Origin of the sequence: Streptomyces sp. 2A115, assembly GCF_052245575.1 — a bacterium.
Taxonomy (GTDB): Bacteria; Actinomycetota; Actinomycetes; order Streptomycetales; family Streptomycetaceae; genus Streptomyces.
Genome location: NZ_JBQQCG010000017.1, coordinates 21356 through 39213, shown reverse-complemented (window position 1 = coordinate 39213; position 17858 = coordinate 21356). Strand labels below are relative to the sequence as shown.

Here is a 17858-nt window from a genome sequence, read left to right as displayed (position 1 = left end):
GCGGCCCGGCCCCGGACACGACGGCACGTCTTCCCCCCTGGGGCTCGGTGACCCCAGGACAGCCCTCACCAACCGACCACCGCGCTGGTCAGGGACAGCAGCCGGCTCGACGCCTTGATCGCCCTGTTCGAGGGCTACTGGGAGAACGCCCCCCTGCATCTATCGGAGGCGGGCGACGACTTGGCCACGGATGACACCGCGACACACCCTTCCCTGTCACCGCCCGACGGCAAACTTCCGTCCCTGCTGTCCCTGCTGTCCTGCTGTCCCTGCTGTCCTGCTGTCCTGCTGTCCTGCTGTCGCTGCTGGTCGCGGGCGTCGCCGAGAAGGCGATCGCCTCGCAGACGGGCCTCAGCAGAAGGACCGTCCAGCGCCGCGTCCCCAGAGTCTGATGGAACGTGCCGGGGCAGGGACACGCATACGGCTCGCCTGGCAGGGCCGCCGGTGCACGCCGCGGTTGGCTCTGATAGGGCGGGGGTCCGGTTCAACTCCCCCGTTCCAGAGGTCCGTCAGGGCAGCGGGAAGCCGAGTTGCTTGGCGGCGTCAGCCAGTCCGCCGGCACCCCACCGCACCACTGCCTGCTCCGTCGTCGAGAGGGACCGCAGCTCGGCGCGGTCAAGGTAGAGCATTCCATCGAGGTGGTCGGTCTCATGCTGCATGATCCGCGCCCCTAGCCCGGCATGCTCTTCCACATGGCGCTGTCCCGCCTCGTCCTCGCGAGTCAGCCTGATCCGGTCGGGACGAGTCACCACGGCCTGCCAGCCGTCCACGCTCAGGCACCCTTCGAAGCTCGCCCTGCGTGGTCGTCCGACAGCCTTGTACGAGGGGTTGACCAGCACGGTGAACGGCACGGGCTGCTGCCCGCGCTCGATCAACCGAGCGGAGAACTCTGCGGGTGTCGACAGCACCGCGAGCCGCACCGGCAGACCGACCTGCGGTGCGGCCAGTCCGACAGCTCCATGGATCTGCTCCATCGTCTCGCGCATCCTGGCGATCAGATGCTGCAGCATGTCGTCGTCGAGCTGCCCGTCATAGGAAGCGGTCTTCTTCCGGAGCACCGGATCGCCGGCCTGGACGATACTCAACGGCCCCGGCTTCTCGATGAGTTGAGCCACCTTGTCGGTGAGTTCATTGCTTCCCATGCCTGACAACCGGAGCCGGGCCGGTGCGTGGTTCACACGACCGCTCAAGCAGTGAGGAAGGACACATGCGCGTGCCGCCGGGCAGAGATGTGCGGCAGGACCGACATTCCAGGATGACGGTGCCGGAAGTACTGGTCTTCGGGGACCGGGGTTCGCCGTGTCGCTCGATCTGTTGACTTCAAAGAATCCCGCCGTGAGCGATCCGCTGGTGCTGGGCGGTCACGAGGACAGGACGGCCAGGGACGGGCCGCCCAGGGGACGGGCCGGGCCGAGGAGCGTCGGCGGTGAGGACGCCGTGAAGACAGCCCGGCCGGCCAACCACCGACCGGGCCTCTTGCCGCCCGCGGTCACGTACGCGACCTACTCGTAGAACTCGGCCACGCCGCCGTGGCGGGAGCAGGCGCCCTGATGGTGTGCGTCGCACTCAGAAGAACGAGACGTTCGGATCAACCACCCACGCCCCGTCTCAGCCCCGCAGCGACCTGAAGGCCGTGCGCAGCTCCTGGGCCAGCAGTTGCGGCTGCTCCCAGGCGGCGAAGTGGCCTCCCCTGTCGACCTCGTTCCAGTGGATGAGGTTGCCGTAGGCCCGCTCGCCCCAGCTCCGCGGCGCGGGGTAGATCTCGGCCGGGAACACCGTGACCGCCACCGGGACGTCGGGGATGTCGCGCGCGTTGAACGGGCCGCCGCCGGCCTGGGTGCCTTCCCAGTACAGCCGGGAGGACGACGCCCCGGTGTTGGTCAGCCAGTACAGCGAGATGGCGTCGAGCATCTCGTCGTAGGTGAGGACCTTCTCGGGCTCGCCGCCGGAGTCGGTCCACTCCGCGATCTTGTCGTAGTAGTACGCCGCCATCGCGAGGGGCGAGTCGGCGAGGGCGTAACCGATGGTCTGCGGGCTCTCGTTCATCATCGCCGCATAGCCGAAACCGTCGCGGTAGAAGTGCAGCAGCCGGTCATAGGCGACCGTTTCACGAGCGGACAGGTTCGAGGGCGCGGCATCGAAGTTGCGCAGGTGGCGCAGGACGTCCGGCGGCACGGTGCCCGGCATGTTGATGTGGATGCCGAGCAGACCCTTCAGCCGCTGGGTGGCCTGGATCTGAGCGATGATCGAGCCGTGGTCGCCGCCCTGGGAGACGTACTGCTGATACCCGAGCCGGACCATGAGCTGGTGGAGCGCGGTCGCCATGCGGGCCGGGTTCCACCCGGTCGACGTCGGCTTGCCGGAGAAACCGTGGCCGGGCAGCGTCGGCAGGACGAGGTGGAAGGCGTCCTCGGCGCGCCCGCCGTGGGCCGTCGGGTTGGTGAGCGGGTCGATGACCTTCAGGAGCTCGATGATCGAGCCCGGCCAGCCGTGCGTCATGAGCATCGGCAGAGCGTCGGGGTGCGGCGAGCGGATGTGGGCGAACTGGATGTCCACCCCGTCGATCTCGGTGATGAACTGCGGCAGCGCGTTGAGCCTCGCCTCGACCTTGCGCCAGTCGTATCCGGTTCCCCAGTACTCGGCCAGCGGGCGGACCTTCGCCAGTTGGGCGCCCTGGGACCGGTCACCGACGGTCTCGCGCTCCGGCCAGCGTATGGCCCGCAGCCGCCGCCGAAGGTCACTGATCTCCCGCTGCGGAACCCTGATGCGGAAGGGACGGACTCCGGGGATCGGCCGGGCGGAGCCGAGGGAGGCGCCCGTCACCGACGTGGAACCCGCCGATGCCACCCCGCCTGTCGCCGCCTGCGCCTGGCCGGGCATGCCGAGCTGAGTGGCGGCGACAGCACCCGCGGCCAGACCCAGGAACTTGCGACGGCCTGTGGTGGTGGGGTTGGTATCTCCGGTCGGATTCATGTGTGGAACTCCTTGTCTCGGGTGGTGAAGAGTTGGCAGCTGACGGCCGAGCGAGGACGGGGCAGCAGAGACACCTTGGCTGACACACCTGGCGCATCGACACCGGTTAAGCTAGTGATTCGTTCGCACATGGCGATCCTTACGCACCTTTAGTCACCCGTCAAGCAGGTGACGAGTCATGAGGGGAGGGGCACAGAGTGAGCGGGGCGTACCGCCGACTGCCCCAAGTCGCCCTAGTGAACGGCCAGTTCAGCCGAAGCGGGACGCGACGGCCTAGTCAGGATGCCCTGATGCGGCTGCTTCTCACGGGTGACACGTTCGTAGCGGATTTATGTGTGTGTATCTCGCCGCTGCCGGGAGACACCTTTCTCGTCAGGGCGGCGGAGGCGGCCACCGCGCGAGGTAGAAGGATGCGCCGGAGGGGGAGGAGAAGCTGGCCAAAGGGGCCGGTCACACACGGCTGGGACGCGTGACACGGCCACCCCCCGCAGGTCCGGCTCAGAGGCCGCTCTCGGCTGATCTTCAGGCCCGAACGGCACGTCGACGGTCATCCCGACAGGCCTGAAACCGGACTTGGGGCGCCCCCGGTGCTCGGAAGAAGCGGGCTTCGTCCGTTGCGCGAAGCCGAGTCAGCTCATGTGGTAGCTGGTGTCGCCCACCAGGTGGATGTGGATTCGGCGTTCGGCGAATCGCCAGGAGCCGTCACGCCGCACAAAGCGGTCACGGTACCGGCCGGCCGCGATGGGCTGCAGCGGCAGTCCGGCCGCCTCCTGGAAAATTGTCAGGTAGGACCGGGCCGTGGCCGTGCCGGCCTCCTCGTCGACTTCGATGCGGATGTTGGTGGTGACGTGGTGTGTGCGCAGCGTGCCGTCATCGTGGACGATCGTGCGGTCCCGCAGCATCTTCTCGACGGCCTCACTGCCCTCGTGCCGAGTGCCGTCGCTCCCGATGAAAACGCCCTCGGCGAAGAGCCTGCCCATGCCGGCCAGATCGCCGGTGTCGACCAGTTCCGCGTACTCGGCGATCAGGTTCTCGATGGGGCGGGTGTCGGCGGCTGTGGTCATGATCGAACACTCCCTGGGTATGTGGTGTGCGTCTTTTCGTCGTCGGAAACGCATGCCGTCGGACAACCGGTCGCGTGTCTCGTCGACGAGTTCAGGCGAGGTCACGTTCGGACTGGGAGACGGGCTGGGAGCGGCTCCGTTCCGCGGTCGCCTCCTCGGGGCCCGTGCTCCCCGATCCGGTCGGGATGAGCAAGCAGGAGATGAGCCCGACCACGCCGGCCAGGGCCAGCAGCAGGAAGGCCGTCGTGAACCCGTCCTCACTGGGGAATCCGCCGGTGGTCGTATGCGACGCGAGGATGGCGGCGACGGCGGCGGCGCCCACGGCACCTCCGATCGTGCGGATGTTCGCGTTCATCCCGGTTGCCGCGCCGGTGTGTTCGGCGGGAACGGCGTGGACGACCGCCGCGGACAGCGCCGCGAGGCCGATTCCGAATCCCAGACCGGCGATCGCGGCGGCGAGGGACACGAGCCAGGCACTGCTGTGCAGCAACGCCAGCAGGACGAAGCCGATGATGGTCGGCAGGGTGCCGGTGACGAGCAGCACCTTCGCCGACATCCTCCTGGCGAGGGGCCCGGCGGCAAGGCCACCGGTGAACTGGGAGGCCATCACCGGAAGGAAGAGCAGGCCGGACACCGTCACGGACTCACCGAGTCCGTAGCCAGTGCCGGCGGGCGTCTGAAGGAAGACGGGGATGAAACCGAGCGCGGAGTACAGGGTGACTCCGAAGAGGAACGACGCGAGATTCGCCGTCCATACCGGACGCATCCGGAACACGGTCATGTCGATCAACGGGAACGTGGAGCGCGACTCGATGGCCACCCACACCGCTCCGGCCAGCACGGCGGCGGCGAACAGCCCCAGGGTCCTGGCCGATCCCCAGCCCCAGTCCTGCCCCAGGCTCAGCGGCAGCAGCAGGAGGACGAGCGTGGCGGAGAGCATGACGCCGGCTGACCAGTTCATCCGGCCGCCTGTCGAGGTGCCGGTCTCCGGAACGAGGAGGAGCACGAAGAGAGCCATGATCCCGTTGGCGATGGCGGGCAGCCAGAACAGCCACGGCACGCCGAGTGCGTCGATGATCGGGCCGGTGACCACCAGGCCGATGGCGCCGCCAACGGCGCTCACCGCCGCGATCATGCCGATCTTCGCACCGACCTGTTCACGGGGCAGCAGGTCGCGGATGACGCTGAAGGCCAACGGCAGGGTGGCACCGCCCGCTCCTTGCAGCACGCGCCCGACGACCAGTACGGGCAGGCTGGTCGCCAGCGCCGCGACGACACTTCCGATCGTCAGGAGCAACAGGACAGCGACCAGGATGCGGCGTTTGCCCGTCTGGTCGCCGAGTCGGCCGAGTATGGGAGTCAGGACGGCACTCGCGAGGAGAAACGCCGTGAGCACCCAGCTGACCCCGAGCTGGTCCGTGTGGACTTGGTCGCGCAGGGATTCCAGTGCCGGGTTGACCATCGACTGCACCAGCGCATAGGACACCGAGCAGACCGAAAGAATCACCAGCACTACGCCGGCACCACGGGAAGCGGCCGAAGGGCTCGCTCCGGGGTCACGGGAAGAGCTATAACTGGACTTCATAGTCCAATAATGAGCTCCTCAAAACTGGATCGTCAAGTCCAATCTTCAGTGCGCGTTCCCTCTTCGGTGAACGACCGTCGCCCGATCACCGCCCCGCTGTCACCGGACTACCGCTGGTGAGACCTCATCCAGCCGGTCCAGAGCACCGCGGAGCGCGCTCCGCGACGTGACGCCCAGCGCGGGGAAAATGCGGTACAGACGGGTGCTGACGGTGCGTTGGGACAGCCCCGTCCGCGCGCCGATCTCCTCGTTCGTCATACCGCTCGCCGCCAGGGCGGCTATCTCGCGCTCCTGCGACGTCAGCGACAGCGGGGCGCGCACCGACGTATGGGCCCGGGGCCCGGTGGCCCGCAGCTCGTCGCGGGCCCGGTCGGCCCAGGGAACCGCGCCCAGCCGGTCGAAGGAGTCGGCGGCCTGGGCCAGGTACCGCCGGGCCGCCGCACCTCCATGCACGTACCGAAGACGGCTCCCGTACGCCGCCCTGACCCGCGCCAGCTCGAACGGGAAGCGCGCCGCGGCCGGGTGGGACTCGGCGCGTGTATACATACCGGCGGCTTCCTCCTCGTCGTCGGCGGTGATCGCCAACGCCCCGTAGGTGAGCAAGGCCAGGCGCGGTGAGGTACCCGGGAGGCCGGCGTCCCGTGCGGCCAGCGCGTGCTCCCGGGCCTGCTCGGCCCGCCCGGTGTGCAGGGCCGCCTCGACGAGGTCGAGCAGGGTACGCGAAGCCTGATGTGCGTAGTGCTGGAACGTTCCCGGGACCGTGATGCCGGTGGCGTGGGAGTACGCGGCTTCGTAGTCGCCGTCGCTCAGCGCGGCCGTCGCCCCTGCGGCGTCGGCGATCTGGGTCAGGAACCCGACTCCGCGCGGGCGGGCCCAGGAATCGACCACCGTCCGCAGCTCGCGCGCCTTCCGCACCTGGCCACGCATCGCCGCCAGCTGGGCCAGATATCCCCGGGTCTGGTGCGCGAACAGGTCGTGACCGTGCTCGGCTTCCAGGGCCAACGCGCGCGCTCCTGTGCGCTCGGCCGCGGCCCACTCCCCGACGGCCATCTGGTCGAGCATGATCAGCTGCAGCATGACCATGCCGCTGGACATGGCACCGGTCTCCAACTCCCGGTCCACGACGCGCTGGAGATGGGGGCGCACCTGGCTCAGGATGTCGAGGTGGTACGCCGACACGGCCAACCGTGTGACGTCCCAGGGTTCCTGGCCGTGCAGGCTCGCCGCTGCCTGTTCCACCGGTCCGGACCAGCCGGCTCCGTGACGGATGACGTCGCTCCAGGTGCCGCTGTACATCTTCGACCGCTCGGTGACGAGGTCCCCCAGGGACGCGAGGAGTTCATGTGTGCGCTCCCAGAGCGTGCGGTCCGCGGCGTACTGGCTGACGGCGAGCAGGAGGGCCACCAGCCGATCGAGCACTTCGTCACGCCGGTCCGGCCCGCCGTCGCGGAGCCTCTCGATCGCAGCTGTGATCCGGCGGTGCGTGGAGCGCACTTCGCCTTCCTGATACAGCGCCAGGTATCCGGAGGTCAGGACCGCGGCCGGGGACTGGCCGGCCCCGGGTGCGAGACCGGCCTGCACGAGCCTGCGCGCCTGGCCGAAGCGGGCCGCATGCCCTGCGACGAACGCCGCGTCGTCCAGTCGCCGGGACCGGTCGGCGTGATTGTCGCTGAGCTCGGCGGCACGGGTCAGCCAGGTCACAGCCGTGAGGGCACTGCCGCGCCGGGTCGCTGACTCGGCCGCCGCCTCCAGGACTCCGGCCACCTCCTCGTCGGGATCGACCGTGGCCGCCGCCAAGTGCGCGGCGCGCCGGTCGAGGTCTTCCTGGTGTGTCCGTGCCAGCGCGTGATGAGCGGCGCGGCGCTGGTTGGGCGTGGCCGACCGCACGACGCTCGTGCGTACGAGGGGATGCCGGAAGGCGAGCTCGCCGGTGACCGGTTCGTCCACCAGCAGGCCGCACGCCACCGCCTCCTCGACGTCGCGCATGCGGTAGCGCGAGGACGGGGGCGCGCCGTAGCCCGGCCCGGCTCCCGCTCCGTCGAGGGCGCCTTTCAGTAGCTCCGCACGGACACTGTCGTTCAAGGCCGCGATGCGGGCGCCGTAGATGTGTTGCAGTCGCCTGGGCAGCGGTTCGCCGGGCCGGCCGAGCAGATCGTCCGGCAGTCGATCAATGACGTGGCCGACGAGGTGGGGTGGAAGTTCCAGTAGCGCCAGCGGGTTGCCCCGGGCCTGGTTCAGCACGAGTGTGCGGACCCGGTTGCTCAACGCCGGGCGGTACCGGTCCAGCATGAGCGCGGCATCGTTGTCCGCGAGTGCGGTGACTGGTGTCTGCGTCAGCGCGGCGGCGGGGAAGCGCGAAGCGACGTCGCCACGTACCGCCATCAGCAGCTTCACCGGGCTATCGGCCAGCCGTCGGCCCACGAATCCGCATACCGCGGCGCTGGCGTCGTCCAGCCAATGACCGTCGTCCAGGACCAGCAGCAGCGGCCGCTTCGACGCGACGGACGACAGCAGTCGGAGCACCGCCAAGCCAAGGGTCATGACGGACGGAGGCGTGCCATCCGTCCGGCCGAAGACGGCGCCGAACGTCGCGCCGGTGCCGGTGTCCAGTTGCGAGACGTCGGAGAGCAACGGGTGAAGGAGCTGGCGCAGCCCGGCGTAGGGCAGCTCGGACTCCGTCTCCACTCCTGTGGCCCGGATCACGAGGTGGCCGTCCCGGGCCGCCATTCCTGCCGCGTAGTTCAGCAGGGTGGTCTTGCCGACCCCCGACTCGCCTCTGAGGACGAGGCACTTTCCCTCGCCGGCCCGTACGAACGCCGACAGCTGCGCCTGCTCACCGTCCCGACCGACCATCGTCATGACTGATTCCACGTTCCCGCCCCCTCACCACGGGCCCCCGTGGATGAGTGCTGCGGCCCTTGGTCGCTGTGGGCAGGACTCGAGGTCTGCCGCAGCAGTTATCAACTACCCGGTTAGTTGATTAGACGCCCGGCGCGAGAGGGCTGTCAAGTAAACGGTTAGTTAGGAGCTGCGCTACGCTCGGCGCATGCAGCGCGACGCCGAAGCCACCAAGCAACGACTCATCGCAGCCGGTCGGGCCGAGTTCGCCGCGTACGGGCTGCACGGCGCCCGCGTCGACCGCATCGCGGCCGCCGCACAGTGCAACAAGGCGCAGATCTACCACTACTTCAAGAACAAGGCCGGACTGTTCGAAGCGGTCTGGAACAGTCTGGTCGAGCACATCGTCACGAACCTGCCCCGCGATGCGGAGGACCTCCCCGAGGTCGCGGCGCACCTGAGTGACATCTACGCCACGCATCCGGAGTTTCCCCGGCTGATCACCTGGCAGCGCATGGAACGGGACGAGACGATCAACGAGCAGGGGGTGGAAGACGTCCGCGACAGGAGCGCCGCCATCGCCGCGGCACAGGCCAAGGGCGTGGTCTCCACCCGGTTCGAGGCCCGGGTACTGCAGGCCCTGGTGATCCACATCGCGATGCTGTGGGAGGCCTCCAATCCCGAGGTACTGGCGGTGGTGGACATCGACGACCGTGAGCAGCGCCGCGAGATCGTCCGGCGGGTGACCGCTGCGCTGGTGAACTGAACCGGCCCAGCGGCTCCGGACAGGCATCGGAGCGGCACGGCTGCGGATCCGGACAGGCATCGGTATCGGCAGGGGCTCAGAGATCGTTGCCGGCCGAGTCACGGCATCCGCTCCCGTGGACGTCCCAGAAACACGTGCAGTGCCGGGACGTGGACCAGCGGTCGTGAAGTGTGCAGCAGCCAGTCGATGTGCGGGCACCGGCGAGCACGGGACGAAGGATCGCGCCCGATTTCTTCGCGGACGGCGACCAACATTGCTAACACATGTGCCCTGCCGGGGTCGCGAAGGCGGATTCAAGACCACGTGTGTCCCGGCATCGCACCTTGACGTAGATATGTTCCAACATAGTATGTGTGCCGGTACGAGCCGCAGAGCCGCTTGGACGGACACCCGACTGGCCAGGACCGTCATGCCTTGAGCGCAGGCGAGGAACCACTCACCGAGGAGCGAGCTTTGCCCGAGAACAACCAGAAGCCGTTGACTACGGCTGCCGGCACACCGGTTCCCGACAACCAGAACTCGCTGACGTCCGGTCCGCGTGGCCCGATGCTCCTGCAGGACGTGTGGTTTCTGGAGAAACTCGCCCACTTCGACCGCGAAGTGATTCCGGAGCGCCGGATGCACGCCAAGGGCTCGGGCGCGTTCGGCACCTTCACGGTGACCCACGACATCACGCGGTACACGAGCGCCAAGATCTTCTCCGAGATCGGCAAACAGACCGCCATGTTCGGCCGGTTCTCCACCGTCGCGGGTGAGCGCGGCGCGGCTGACGCCGAGCGTGACATCCGCGGCTTCGCCCTGAAGTTCTACACGGACGAGGGCAACTGGGACCTCGTCGGAAACAACACACCGGTGTTCTTCTTCCGCGACCCGCTGAAGTTCCCCGACCTCAACCACGCGGTGAAGCGTGACCCGCGTACCAACCTCCGCGACCCGGAGAACAACTGGGACTTCTGGACCCATCTCCCCGAGGCCCTGCACCAGGTCACCATCGTGATGTCCGACCGAGGCATCCCCGCCTCGTACCGGCACATGCACGGCTTCGGCTCCCACACCTACAGCCTGGTCAACGCCGAGGGCGAGCGGTTCTGGGTCAAGTTCCACCACCGCACCCAACAGGGGATCGAGAACCTCACCGACGCCGAGGCCGAGGCCCTCATCGGCAAGGACCGCGAGTCCCACCAGCGCGACCTCTTCGAGGCGATCGAGAACGGCGACTTCCCGAAGTGGAAGCTGTTCATCCAGGTCATGCCGGAGGCCGACGCGGAGAACTACCGCTTCCACCCCTTCGACCTCACCAAGATCTGGTCGAAGAAGGACTACCCGCTGATCGAGGTCGGTGAGTGGGAGCTCAACCGCAACCCAGACAACTACTTCGCGGATGTCGAGCAGGCGGCATTCACCCCGGCGAACGTGGTTCCTGGCATCGGCTTCTCCCCCGACCGGATGCTGCAGGGCCGCCTCTTCTCCTACGGCGACGCCCAGCGTTACCGCCTCGGTGTGAACCACCACCAGATCCCCGTCAACGCCCCGAAGAACCCGGTGAACTCCTACCACCGCGACGGCGGCATGCGCGTCGACGGCAACCAGGGATCCACTCCGGGCATCGAGCCCAACTCCTACGGACGCTGGCAGGAACAGCCTGCCTACCGGGAGCCGGGCCAGGCCGTGGGTGCCTTCGCCGATCGGTTCGACTTCCGTGCGGACGACGACAACTACTTCGAGCAGCCCGGCAACCTGTTCCGCCTGATGAGTCCCGAGCAGCGGCAAGCCCTCTTCGAGAACACGGCGCGCGCGATCAACGGTGCGTCGCAGCAGACCGTCGAACGGCACATCGCCAACTGCACCCAGGCGGACCCGGCCTACGGCGAAGGCGTCCGCAAGGCGATCGAGGCCCTGGCGGCCGGCGATCTCTGACCCCGGTGGCCCGACGAAACACGCGGGACGCCTCACTCGCTGCCCGGCGTTGGCCCAGAACTCGACCACGCCGGGCAGACCCGGACACCGCCGCCCCGTCACGAACGCACCGGCCAGCTGTGACCGCCGGATCAGGAGAAGGTACGTATGACCAGTCGCGGTCTGACTCCTGAGCAGACGCAACGTGTCGTGGCCATCGCCCTGGACCTGGCCCGGGAGGGCAGCACGGAACAACTGCTGGAGTTCGTGGAGCACGGGCTCCCGGTGAACGCGAGCGACGCGGCCGGCAACACCCTCCTGATGCTCGCCGCCTATCACGGCCACGCGGACACCGTAGGGGCCCTGCTCCGGCTCGGCGCCGACCCGGAACTGCGCAACGCCCGGGACCAGGCCCCCATCGCCGGTGCCTTGTTCAAGGGCGCGGACGACGTGGTGGCGGTACTGCGGCAGGCCGGCGCCGATCTGGACTCCGGCACGCCGACGGCGCGAGCCGCCGCGTCCATGTTCGGCCGCGCCCATCTCCTCACGAACTGACCGGCGACGTACCGGCTGGTCGCAAGCAGGAGAGCGTACCCGGCCGCGGAAGCCCCGCGGCCGGACGTGCGCATCGACGACTCACGCCGACTGCCCCTCCCCCGATGGCGTCCGCGAACACGAGTCGCGTCGTGAGCATCGCCAGGATGGAATATGTGACGCACGCCACATGGCGAGAGTGCATAGCGAGGCAGGGGTCAGTGTCTTTGTGTAGGTGTGGGGGCGTCCGCGGTCGTGCGGCGGCGTACGTGGTCGATGGCGCCGTGCCGCGTTTCGTGCGGTAGAGGCCGGCGTGTTCGGCAGAGAGGTAAGGGTCGACGCAGATGGGGCAGTCGCGGGCCGATGAGTTCGACCGGTTCGTGGCGGCTCGATGGTCTGCGTTGCTTCATCTGGCGAGGCTGCTCACTGGCGGAGACCGGCACCGGGCGGAGGATCTGCTGCAGGAGGCGCTGGTCAAGCTGTGGTTTGCCTGGCCGAAGGTGGCCGAGCAGGCGCCCGAGGCCTATGTGCGCAGGGTTCTGGTCCGTGCCGCGGCTCGCTCGGCACGGCGTCGCTGGTGGGGAGAGCACCCCGTCGACCAGTTGCCCGACCCGCCCGGGGTGGGTGACGAGACCGCCGCCGTGGACGAACGGACCCGGTTGGAGGCCATGTTGGCGTTGTTGCCGGCGCGGCAGCGGGCTGCGGTGGTGCTGCGTTACTACCAGGACCTGCCCGAGCGGCACGTCGCCGAGGCGCTGGGGTGTCCGGTGGGTACCGCCCGTTCGCTCACGGCACGCGGCGTCGCACGCCTGCGGCAGCTTCTGGCCGAAGCAGTCAAGCCGGTCGAGTGAAGAAGGAGCCATGGATCACTTCGAGCAGGACCTGGCACGCATGATGCGTGACAGCCAGGAGGACACGCCCTATGAGGACCGGCACCGAAATCGACTGCACGCCGGCGTTCGCGCCCGACAGCGATCCCGGACAGCCTGGATGACCACCGGATCCGCACTGACCCTTGCCGGACTCGGCGTCGGACTGCTGGTCCTGCCGAGCTCTTTCGCTCAGGGCGGGCCTACTGGCCCTCAGCCCCGTCCCGTCACCTCTGCCGAGTCGGCCCCGATGCCGTCGACGGTCCGGCCCGCGTCCACTGCCAACGAGGCGCCGGTGCCTTCCTGTACGTCAACCACTGGTCCGGTGCCGGTGCCGGTGCCGTCGCCGGCCCGCCCCGGCTCCACTGCCAAGGAGGTGCCGATGCCGACCTGTACGTCAACCACCCGGCCGGTGCCGATGCCGTACCGCCCCTCAACCCCCGAGCCGGTCCCGATGCCGACACGGACCTCAACCACCAGGTAGCACCTCGGCCAGCTTCGAGCGGTCCCCCTGAGTGAGGGCTGACTGAGCCGACGTGACTACCACCGCCCGCCGGTCAGCTGATCCTCGCTTGTCCTGCTCTCCCCGCACGGAAAGCGCACCACGTGATTCATGAGAACGCGCCCGCGTTGGCCGGCGAGCCTCAGCAGGCGGCGAAGCCCCAGGCGGTCTCCTGGGAGCGGCGGCTGCGCCGCTTCGGGTACGAAGAGCCTCCGCGTACGTCCGTACGCGACCGCCTGGTCGTGCCGTTTTCCGAACCCGGGTCACGGGTGTGGCGCATGCTCGGTCTGTCCCCGCTGGCGGCGGGCCGACTGGCGCGCTGGTCGGGATGGGGCGGGCCGCTGCTGGTGGCGGTCCTCGCCGGACTGCCGCGCTTTTGGCACCTTGGCCGGCCGCGGGCGGTCGTGTTCGACGAGACGTACTACGCCAAGGACGCCTGGGCGCTGCTCAGGCTCGGCTACGAGGGGACCTGGCCGGATCGCAAGATCGCCGATCCGCAGATCCTGGCGGACCCCCAGGTGATCCCGCTCTCCGACACCGGTTCCTTCGTCGCGCACCCGCCGACGGGCAAGTGGGTGATCGCCCTCGGCGAGTGGATGTTCGGCCTCACTCCCTTCGGCTGGCGCTTCATGACGGCGGTCCTCGGCACGCTGTCGGTGCTGATGCTGTGCCGAACAGGCCGCCGCCTGTTCCGTTCCACTCTGCTGGGCTGCCTGGCCGGAGCGTTGATGGCGGTGGACGGCCTGCACTACGTGATGAGCCGCACCGCTCTGCTGGACCTCGTCGTCATGTTCTTCGTGCTGGCGGCGTTCGGCTGCCTGCTCATCGACCGGGACCGGGCGCGGGCGCGGCTAGCGGCAGCCTTGCCGGTGGCTGAGGACGGCCGCATACGCCCGGACGCACACACCGGCGACCGGGCCGGGACGGGAGTGCGGCCCTGGCGGCTCGCAGCCGGCTTCTTCCTGGGCCTGGCGTCCTCCACCAAGTGGAACGGCCTGTACTTCCTCGCCTTCTTCGTGGTCCTCGCCCTGCTGTGGGACGTCGGCGCCCGCCGCATGGCCGGGGCGCGCCGTCCCTACCGCGCGGTGCTGCGCAAGGACTTCGGCTGGTCGGTGATGTCCCTGGTTCCGGTCGCTGTCGTGACGTATCTGGCGACCTGGACCGGCTGGTTCGTGTCCGACAACGGTTACGGACGGCACTGGGCGGACGGCCGCGGCGGCACCTGGTCTTGGATCCCGGCCCCGCTGCGCAGCCTGTGGCACTACGAGTACGGGGTCTACCAGTTCAACGTGGGGCTGCACGCTCCGCACAAGTACGAGTCGAATCCATGGAGTTGGCCATCCCTGGGCCGCCCTGTGCTGTTCCACTACGAGTCACCGAAACCCGGGAAGGACGGCTGCCACACGACCATCGACTGCTCGCAGACGATCCTCGCCCTGGGCACACCGCTCCTGTGGTGGTCGGCCTGCTGCGCCCTCGTGTATCTGCTCTATCGGTGGGCACTGCGCCGCGACTGGCGCTCCGGCGCCATCCTGTGTGCCGTGGGCGCCGGTTACCTGCCCTGGTTCCTCTACCAGGACCGCACGATCTTCTCCTTCTACGCCGTCGTCTTCGTGCCGTACCTGTGCCTGGCCGTGACGATGACGCTGGGAGCCCTGCTTGGTCCGCCGGGAGCAACGCACAAGCGCCGCACACACGGTGCCGTGACCGCAGGCGTTCTCGTCCTGCTCATCGCCTGGAACTTCATCTATTTCTTCCCGATCTACGCCGGGCAGACGATCCCGTACGCCGACTGGCGCGCCAGGATGTGGCTCGACACCTGGATCTGAGCCGGCCGCGGGTACGCGCGGGCGGCCCGGGCGGCATCAGGTGTGGGGCCGAATGTCAGGAAGGTGTTGTGTTCCTGTCCTCGTCCGGTGCCCTCTTGGCGACTTCCGCGGCCGCAGCAGGGTGCGGGCTGCCGCGTTTTCTACGATGGTCACATGTGTGCGTATGTTGTGCTCGCCGACGACGACCCCAAACAGGCCGATCTCATCCGCCGCTATCTGGAGAGGGAAGGCCATTCGGTCGGTGTCGTCCACGACGGGCGGGCCGCCCTGGACGCGATCCGGCGGCGGATGCCCGATCTCGTGGTGCTGGACTGGATGATGCCGCGCACGGACGGGCTGGACGTGTGCCGGGTACTGCGAAGGGAATCCGATGTGCCGGTCCTGATGCTCACCGCCCGCACGGAGGAGGACGACCTGCTGCTCGCCCTCGACCTCGGCGCGGACGACTACATGACCAAGCCCTTCAGCCCGCGCGAACTGACCGCCCGCGTCCGTACCCTGCTGAGGCGAGCCGGCCGCACGGCCGCCCCCGCTGCCAGGGCCGCCCCACAGGCTGAACCCGTACTCGTCGTGGGCCCGCTCGTGGTCGACCCCGCCCGGTTCGAGGCCCGCGTGGACGGCCGGCTGACCGACTGCACTCCCGGCGAGTTCCGTGTGCTCGAAATGCTGGCATCGGCTCCGGGCCGGGTGTTCACCAGGAAACAGATACTGGAGCACCTGCATGGCATCGACCGCTATGTCACGACCCGCACCGTCGACGGCCACGTCATGAACCTGCGCCGCAAGATCGAGCACGATCCCACCCGGCCCCAGCTGCTGCTCACGGTCTACGGCGTCGGCTACAAGGCCGCCGATGTCCGTTCCGTGGATTCGTCCAACGGCGAGACCGGTTCCCGTGCGAGGTGACATACCGCTGCGCAGAAGCCTGCGGTCGCGGCTGCTGGGGCTGTCCGCGCTGGTCTCCCTGTGCTCGATCGTCGCTACGGCCTGGCTCGTCGTCAGCCTCACCGCCGTCGCCATCGGACGTGAGCACGGCCAGGTCCTCACCGACGACGCGCGGATCTACGACACGCTCGTCGGCTTCGCGGCCACGCACCCGGACTGGAGCGGTGCCGGGCCGACGATCCGCGACCTGTCGCGGCAGACCGGCCGCCGGATCATGCTGACCGACGAGGACCGCCACTTGCTGGCGGACTCCGGGGAAGACAGCCGTAGGCCGGCGAGATCGCTGCCCTCGACGGCGTCGGCGACCGTCGACGCGCTGGCCGTGGACACCACACTCGCTCGCCGCGCCGACGGCGCGCTATCCGACCGCATCGATCCGCGCGCCGTCGGCCCCTTCCGGTTGACGGGCCGGGAACGGGCCGCAGTGGAGGCCGCGGCGTACCAGGTCGTGAAGTGCCTGCGTGCCTCCGGATCGCCGCAGGACGTCGAGGTCACACGGACACCGAACGGGCGGGCGACGGTTGAGGTCGGCGGCCACCTCCTGGAGACGAGTGACCGATGCGGGCTGGACGGCCTTCTGCGGCGCACCCCCACTGAGGGCAGGGCGCTTTCTCAGCTGGGCCGGCTCGTCAACGACTGCCTCACCGACCGCCATGCCCCGCCGGTACAGCTCGCCGACGACCTGACCTGGACACCTTCCACCGCCCGCGGTACTCCCGACTCCCGTTCCGTGGCGACATGTCTCTCCACCGCACGGCGTCAACAACTCGACCCCTTCGTGGCGCCACCGGCACTCCTCTTCGCCACCGCACCCGACCGGAAGATCACCACGTTCTTCGACCTCTCCGACGCCAACCGCATGAGGATCACCGGCGTCACCGTCGCGGTACTGCTGGTCACCGTGACGGTCACCTTCGTCGCCGGCACCCGCATGGTCAGGCCGCTGCGTGCCCTGACCGGAGCGGCCCGGCGGATGGCGGAAGGCGATCAGAGCGCGCGCGTCGAGGTGGCCGGCGACGACGAGTTCGGCAGGCTCGCCGCGGCGTTCAACCTGATGTCGAGCAGGCGCCAGGAACTGGAGCAGATGCGGCGGGCGTTGGTGAGCGACGTCGCCCATGAACTGCGCACGCCGCTCAGCAACGTCCGGGGCTGGCTGGAGGCCGTCGAGGACGGTGTCGTGTCCGCGGACAAGAACCTCATCTCCTCACTGTTGGAGGAGGCGATGCTCCTACAGCACATCATCGACGACCTGCGAGACCTCTCGGCGGCCGACGCCGGCGCGCTCGAGCTCCGCCCGGAGGACGTCGACGCGGCCGCTCTGCTCGCCCAGGTCGCCCGCGCCCATCAGGGCAACGCCGGCTCCGCGGGAGTTGAGCTTCGGGTGCGGGCCGGCCAGGTGCCCTCCCTGTACGCCGATCCCGTGCGACTCCGTCAGGCGGTCGGGAACCTCGTGTCCAACGCCGTGCGGCACACGCCTGCCGGTGGCACAGTCACCCTGTCCGCCCGCGGGGAGGGCGACGCGGTGGTGTTCAGCGTCGAGGACACCGGTTCCGGCATCAGCGGCGAAGACCTGCCCAAGGTCTTCGACCGTTTCTGGCGGGCTGAGAAGTCACGCAGCCGGCAGAGCGGGGGAAGCGGGCTCGGCCTGTCCATCGTCCGCAAACTCGCCGAGGCGCACGGCGGCAGCGCGTACGCGTCGAGCGTGCCCGGCAAGGGATCGGTCTTCTCGCTGAGGCTGCCCGGCTGGGCCAGGGCCTGCCCGGCGGATCAGGATCAGGACCGGCTGCGGCGAGAGCTGCCTCCCGGGGCCCGCGACGACGGCATGATCCGCCGACAGGTCTAGGGCCCTTCTGATGGATCTCCGTGGGAGAAGGAGCGGCGCTCGGGTGCGTGCTCTCGGCGTGCCGGGCGGAAGTCCATGATGGGGCCCCCGCTCGAGCGAAGCCGAGCGGGGGAGGTCGTCGGCAGCTTGCAGGCATCCGGTCATCGGGCGCCGGTCGAAGTCCGAACGGACCGGCAAGAGTTCCTGACGGCTTCCCCACACACGGCGCGGACCA

14 protein-coding genes are annotated in these 17858 nt (G+C 69.0%); 8 read left to right on the top strand and 6 right to left on the bottom strand.

Annotated features, from left to right (window positions below):
• Positions 1-509 precede the first annotated feature (509 nt).
• Positions 510-1142, bottom strand: a complete 633-nt coding sequence (locus ACTWQR_RS17115) for a peptide deformylase (protein ID WP_443227935.1) — start codon at positions 1140-1142, stop codon at positions 510-512.
• Between the two features lie 193 nt (positions 1143-1335).
• Between ACTWQR_RS17115 and ACTWQR_RS17110 the strand changes: the two genes are divergently transcribed.
• Positions 1336-1512, top strand: a complete 177-nt coding sequence (locus tag ACTWQR_RS17110) for a hypothetical protein (protein ID WP_443227934.1) — start codon at positions 1336-1338, stop codon at positions 1510-1512.
• A gap of 96 nt (positions 1513-1608) precedes the next feature.
• Here ACTWQR_RS17110 and ACTWQR_RS17105 read toward each other — a convergent pair whose 3' ends face one another.
• The 4 genes from ACTWQR_RS17105 to ACTWQR_RS17090 form a co-directional block, all read right to left on the bottom strand.
• A complete protein-coding gene (locus tag ACTWQR_RS17105) occupies positions 1609-2973 on the bottom strand; it encodes an epoxide hydrolase family protein (RefSeq protein WP_443227933.1) in 1365 nt (454 codons plus the stop codon).
• A 629-nt stretch (positions 2974-3602) separates the two neighbouring features.
• Positions 3603-4037: a nuclear transport factor 2 family protein gene (locus ACTWQR_RS17100; RefSeq protein WP_443227932.1), complete on the bottom strand. Its 435-nt coding sequence runs from the start codon at positions 4035-4037 to the stop codon at positions 3603-3605.
• 91 nt (positions 4038-4128) lie between these two features.
• Positions 4129-5550, bottom strand: a complete 1422-nt coding sequence (locus ACTWQR_RS17095) for an MFS transporter (protein ID WP_443227931.1) — start codon at positions 5548-5550, stop codon at positions 4129-4131.
• A gap of 171 nt (positions 5551-5721) precedes the next feature.
• Positions 5722-8481: a helix-turn-helix transcriptional regulator gene (locus tag ACTWQR_RS17090; protein WP_443227930.1), complete on the bottom strand. Its 2760-nt coding sequence runs from the start codon at positions 8479-8481 to the stop codon at positions 5722-5724.
• A gap of 187 nt (positions 8482-8668) precedes the next feature.
• Here ACTWQR_RS17090 and ACTWQR_RS17085 point away from each other — a divergent pair, with 187 nt between their 5' ends.
• The 4 genes from ACTWQR_RS17085 to ACTWQR_RS17070 all read left to right on the top strand — a co-directional run bounded on the left by ACTWQR_RS17085 (position 8669) and on the right by ACTWQR_RS17070 (position 12507).
• Positions 8669-9226: a TetR family transcriptional regulator gene (locus ACTWQR_RS17085; RefSeq protein WP_443227929.1), complete on the top strand. Its 558-nt coding sequence runs from the start codon at positions 8669-8671 to the stop codon at positions 9224-9226.
• A 453-nt stretch (positions 9227-9679) separates the two neighbouring features.
• Positions 9680-11143, top strand: a complete 1464-nt coding sequence (locus ACTWQR_RS17080) for a catalase (protein WP_443228021.1) — start codon at positions 9680-9682, stop codon at positions 11141-11143.
• Between the two features lie 147 nt (positions 11144-11290).
• Positions 11291-11677: an ankyrin repeat domain-containing protein gene (locus ACTWQR_RS17075; RefSeq protein WP_443227928.1), complete on the top strand. Its 387-nt coding sequence runs from the start codon at positions 11291-11293 to the stop codon at positions 11675-11677.
• A gap of 323 nt (positions 11678-12000) precedes the next feature.
• A complete protein-coding gene (locus tag ACTWQR_RS17070) occupies positions 12001-12507 on the top strand; it encodes a SigE family RNA polymerase sigma factor (RefSeq protein WP_443227927.1) in 507 nt (168 codons plus the stop codon).
• Between the two features lie 231 nt (positions 12508-12738).
• On the opposite strand, the gene ACTWQR_RS17065 is transcribed toward ACTWQR_RS17070, so the two are convergent.
• Complete coding sequence (locus ACTWQR_RS17065; protein ID WP_443227926.1) at positions 12739-13002, bottom strand: hypothetical protein; 264 nt, start codon at positions 13000-13002, stop codon at positions 12739-12741.
• 129 nt (positions 13003-13131) lie between these two features.
• On the opposite strand from ACTWQR_RS17065, the gene ACTWQR_RS17060 reads away from it, so the two are divergent.
• From ACTWQR_RS17060 to ACTWQR_RS17050, 3 genes are all read left to right on the top strand, one after another.
• Complete coding sequence (locus ACTWQR_RS17060; RefSeq protein WP_443227925.1) at positions 13132-14856, top strand: dolichyl-phosphate-mannose--protein mannosyltransferase; 1725 nt, start codon at positions 13132-13134, stop codon at positions 14854-14856.
• 153 nt (positions 14857-15009) lie between these two features.
• Positions 15010-15762, top strand: a complete 753-nt coding sequence (locus tag ACTWQR_RS17055) for a response regulator transcription factor (protein WP_443227924.1) — start codon at positions 15010-15012, stop codon at positions 15760-15762.
• A complete protein-coding gene (locus tag ACTWQR_RS17050; RefSeq protein ID WP_443227923.1) occupies positions 15752-17644 on the top strand; it encodes a sensor histidine kinase in 1893 nt (630 codons plus the stop codon). The genes ACTWQR_RS17055 and ACTWQR_RS17050 overlap by 11 nt, the downstream gene beginning before the upstream one ends.
• Positions 17645-17858 lie beyond the last annotated feature (214 nt).

Coding starts and splice junctions, on each gene's coding strand:
- ACTWQR_RS17115 (WP_443227935.1), bottom strand. CDS start 1,142: ATGGGAAGCAATGAACTCACCGACAAGGTGGCTCAACTCATCGAGAAG.
- ACTWQR_RS17105 (WP_443227933.1), bottom strand. CDS start 2,973: ATGAATCCGACCGGAGATACCAACCCCACCACCACAGGCCGTCGCAAG.
- ACTWQR_RS17100 (WP_443227932.1), bottom strand. CDS start 4,037: ATGACCACAGCCGCCGACACCCGCCCCATCGAGAACCTGATCGCCGAG.
- ACTWQR_RS17090 (WP_443227930.1), bottom strand. CDS start 8,481: ATGACGATGGTCGGTCGGGACGGTGAGCAGGCGCAGCTGTCGGCGTTC.
- ACTWQR_RS17085 (WP_443227929.1), top strand. CDS start 8,669: ATGCAGCGCGACGCCGAAGCCACCAAGCAACGACTCATCGCAGCCGGT.
- ACTWQR_RS17075 (WP_443227928.1), top strand. CDS start 11,291: ATGACCAGTCGCGGTCTGACTCCTGAGCAGACGCAACGTGTCGTGGCC.
- ACTWQR_RS17070 (WP_443227927.1), top strand. CDS start 12,001: ATGGGGCAGTCGCGGGCCGATGAGTTCGACCGGTTCGTGGCGGCTCGA.
- ACTWQR_RS17055 (WP_443227924.1), top strand. CDS start 15,010: ATGTGTGCGTATGTTGTGCTCGCCGACGACGACCCCAAACAGGCCGAT.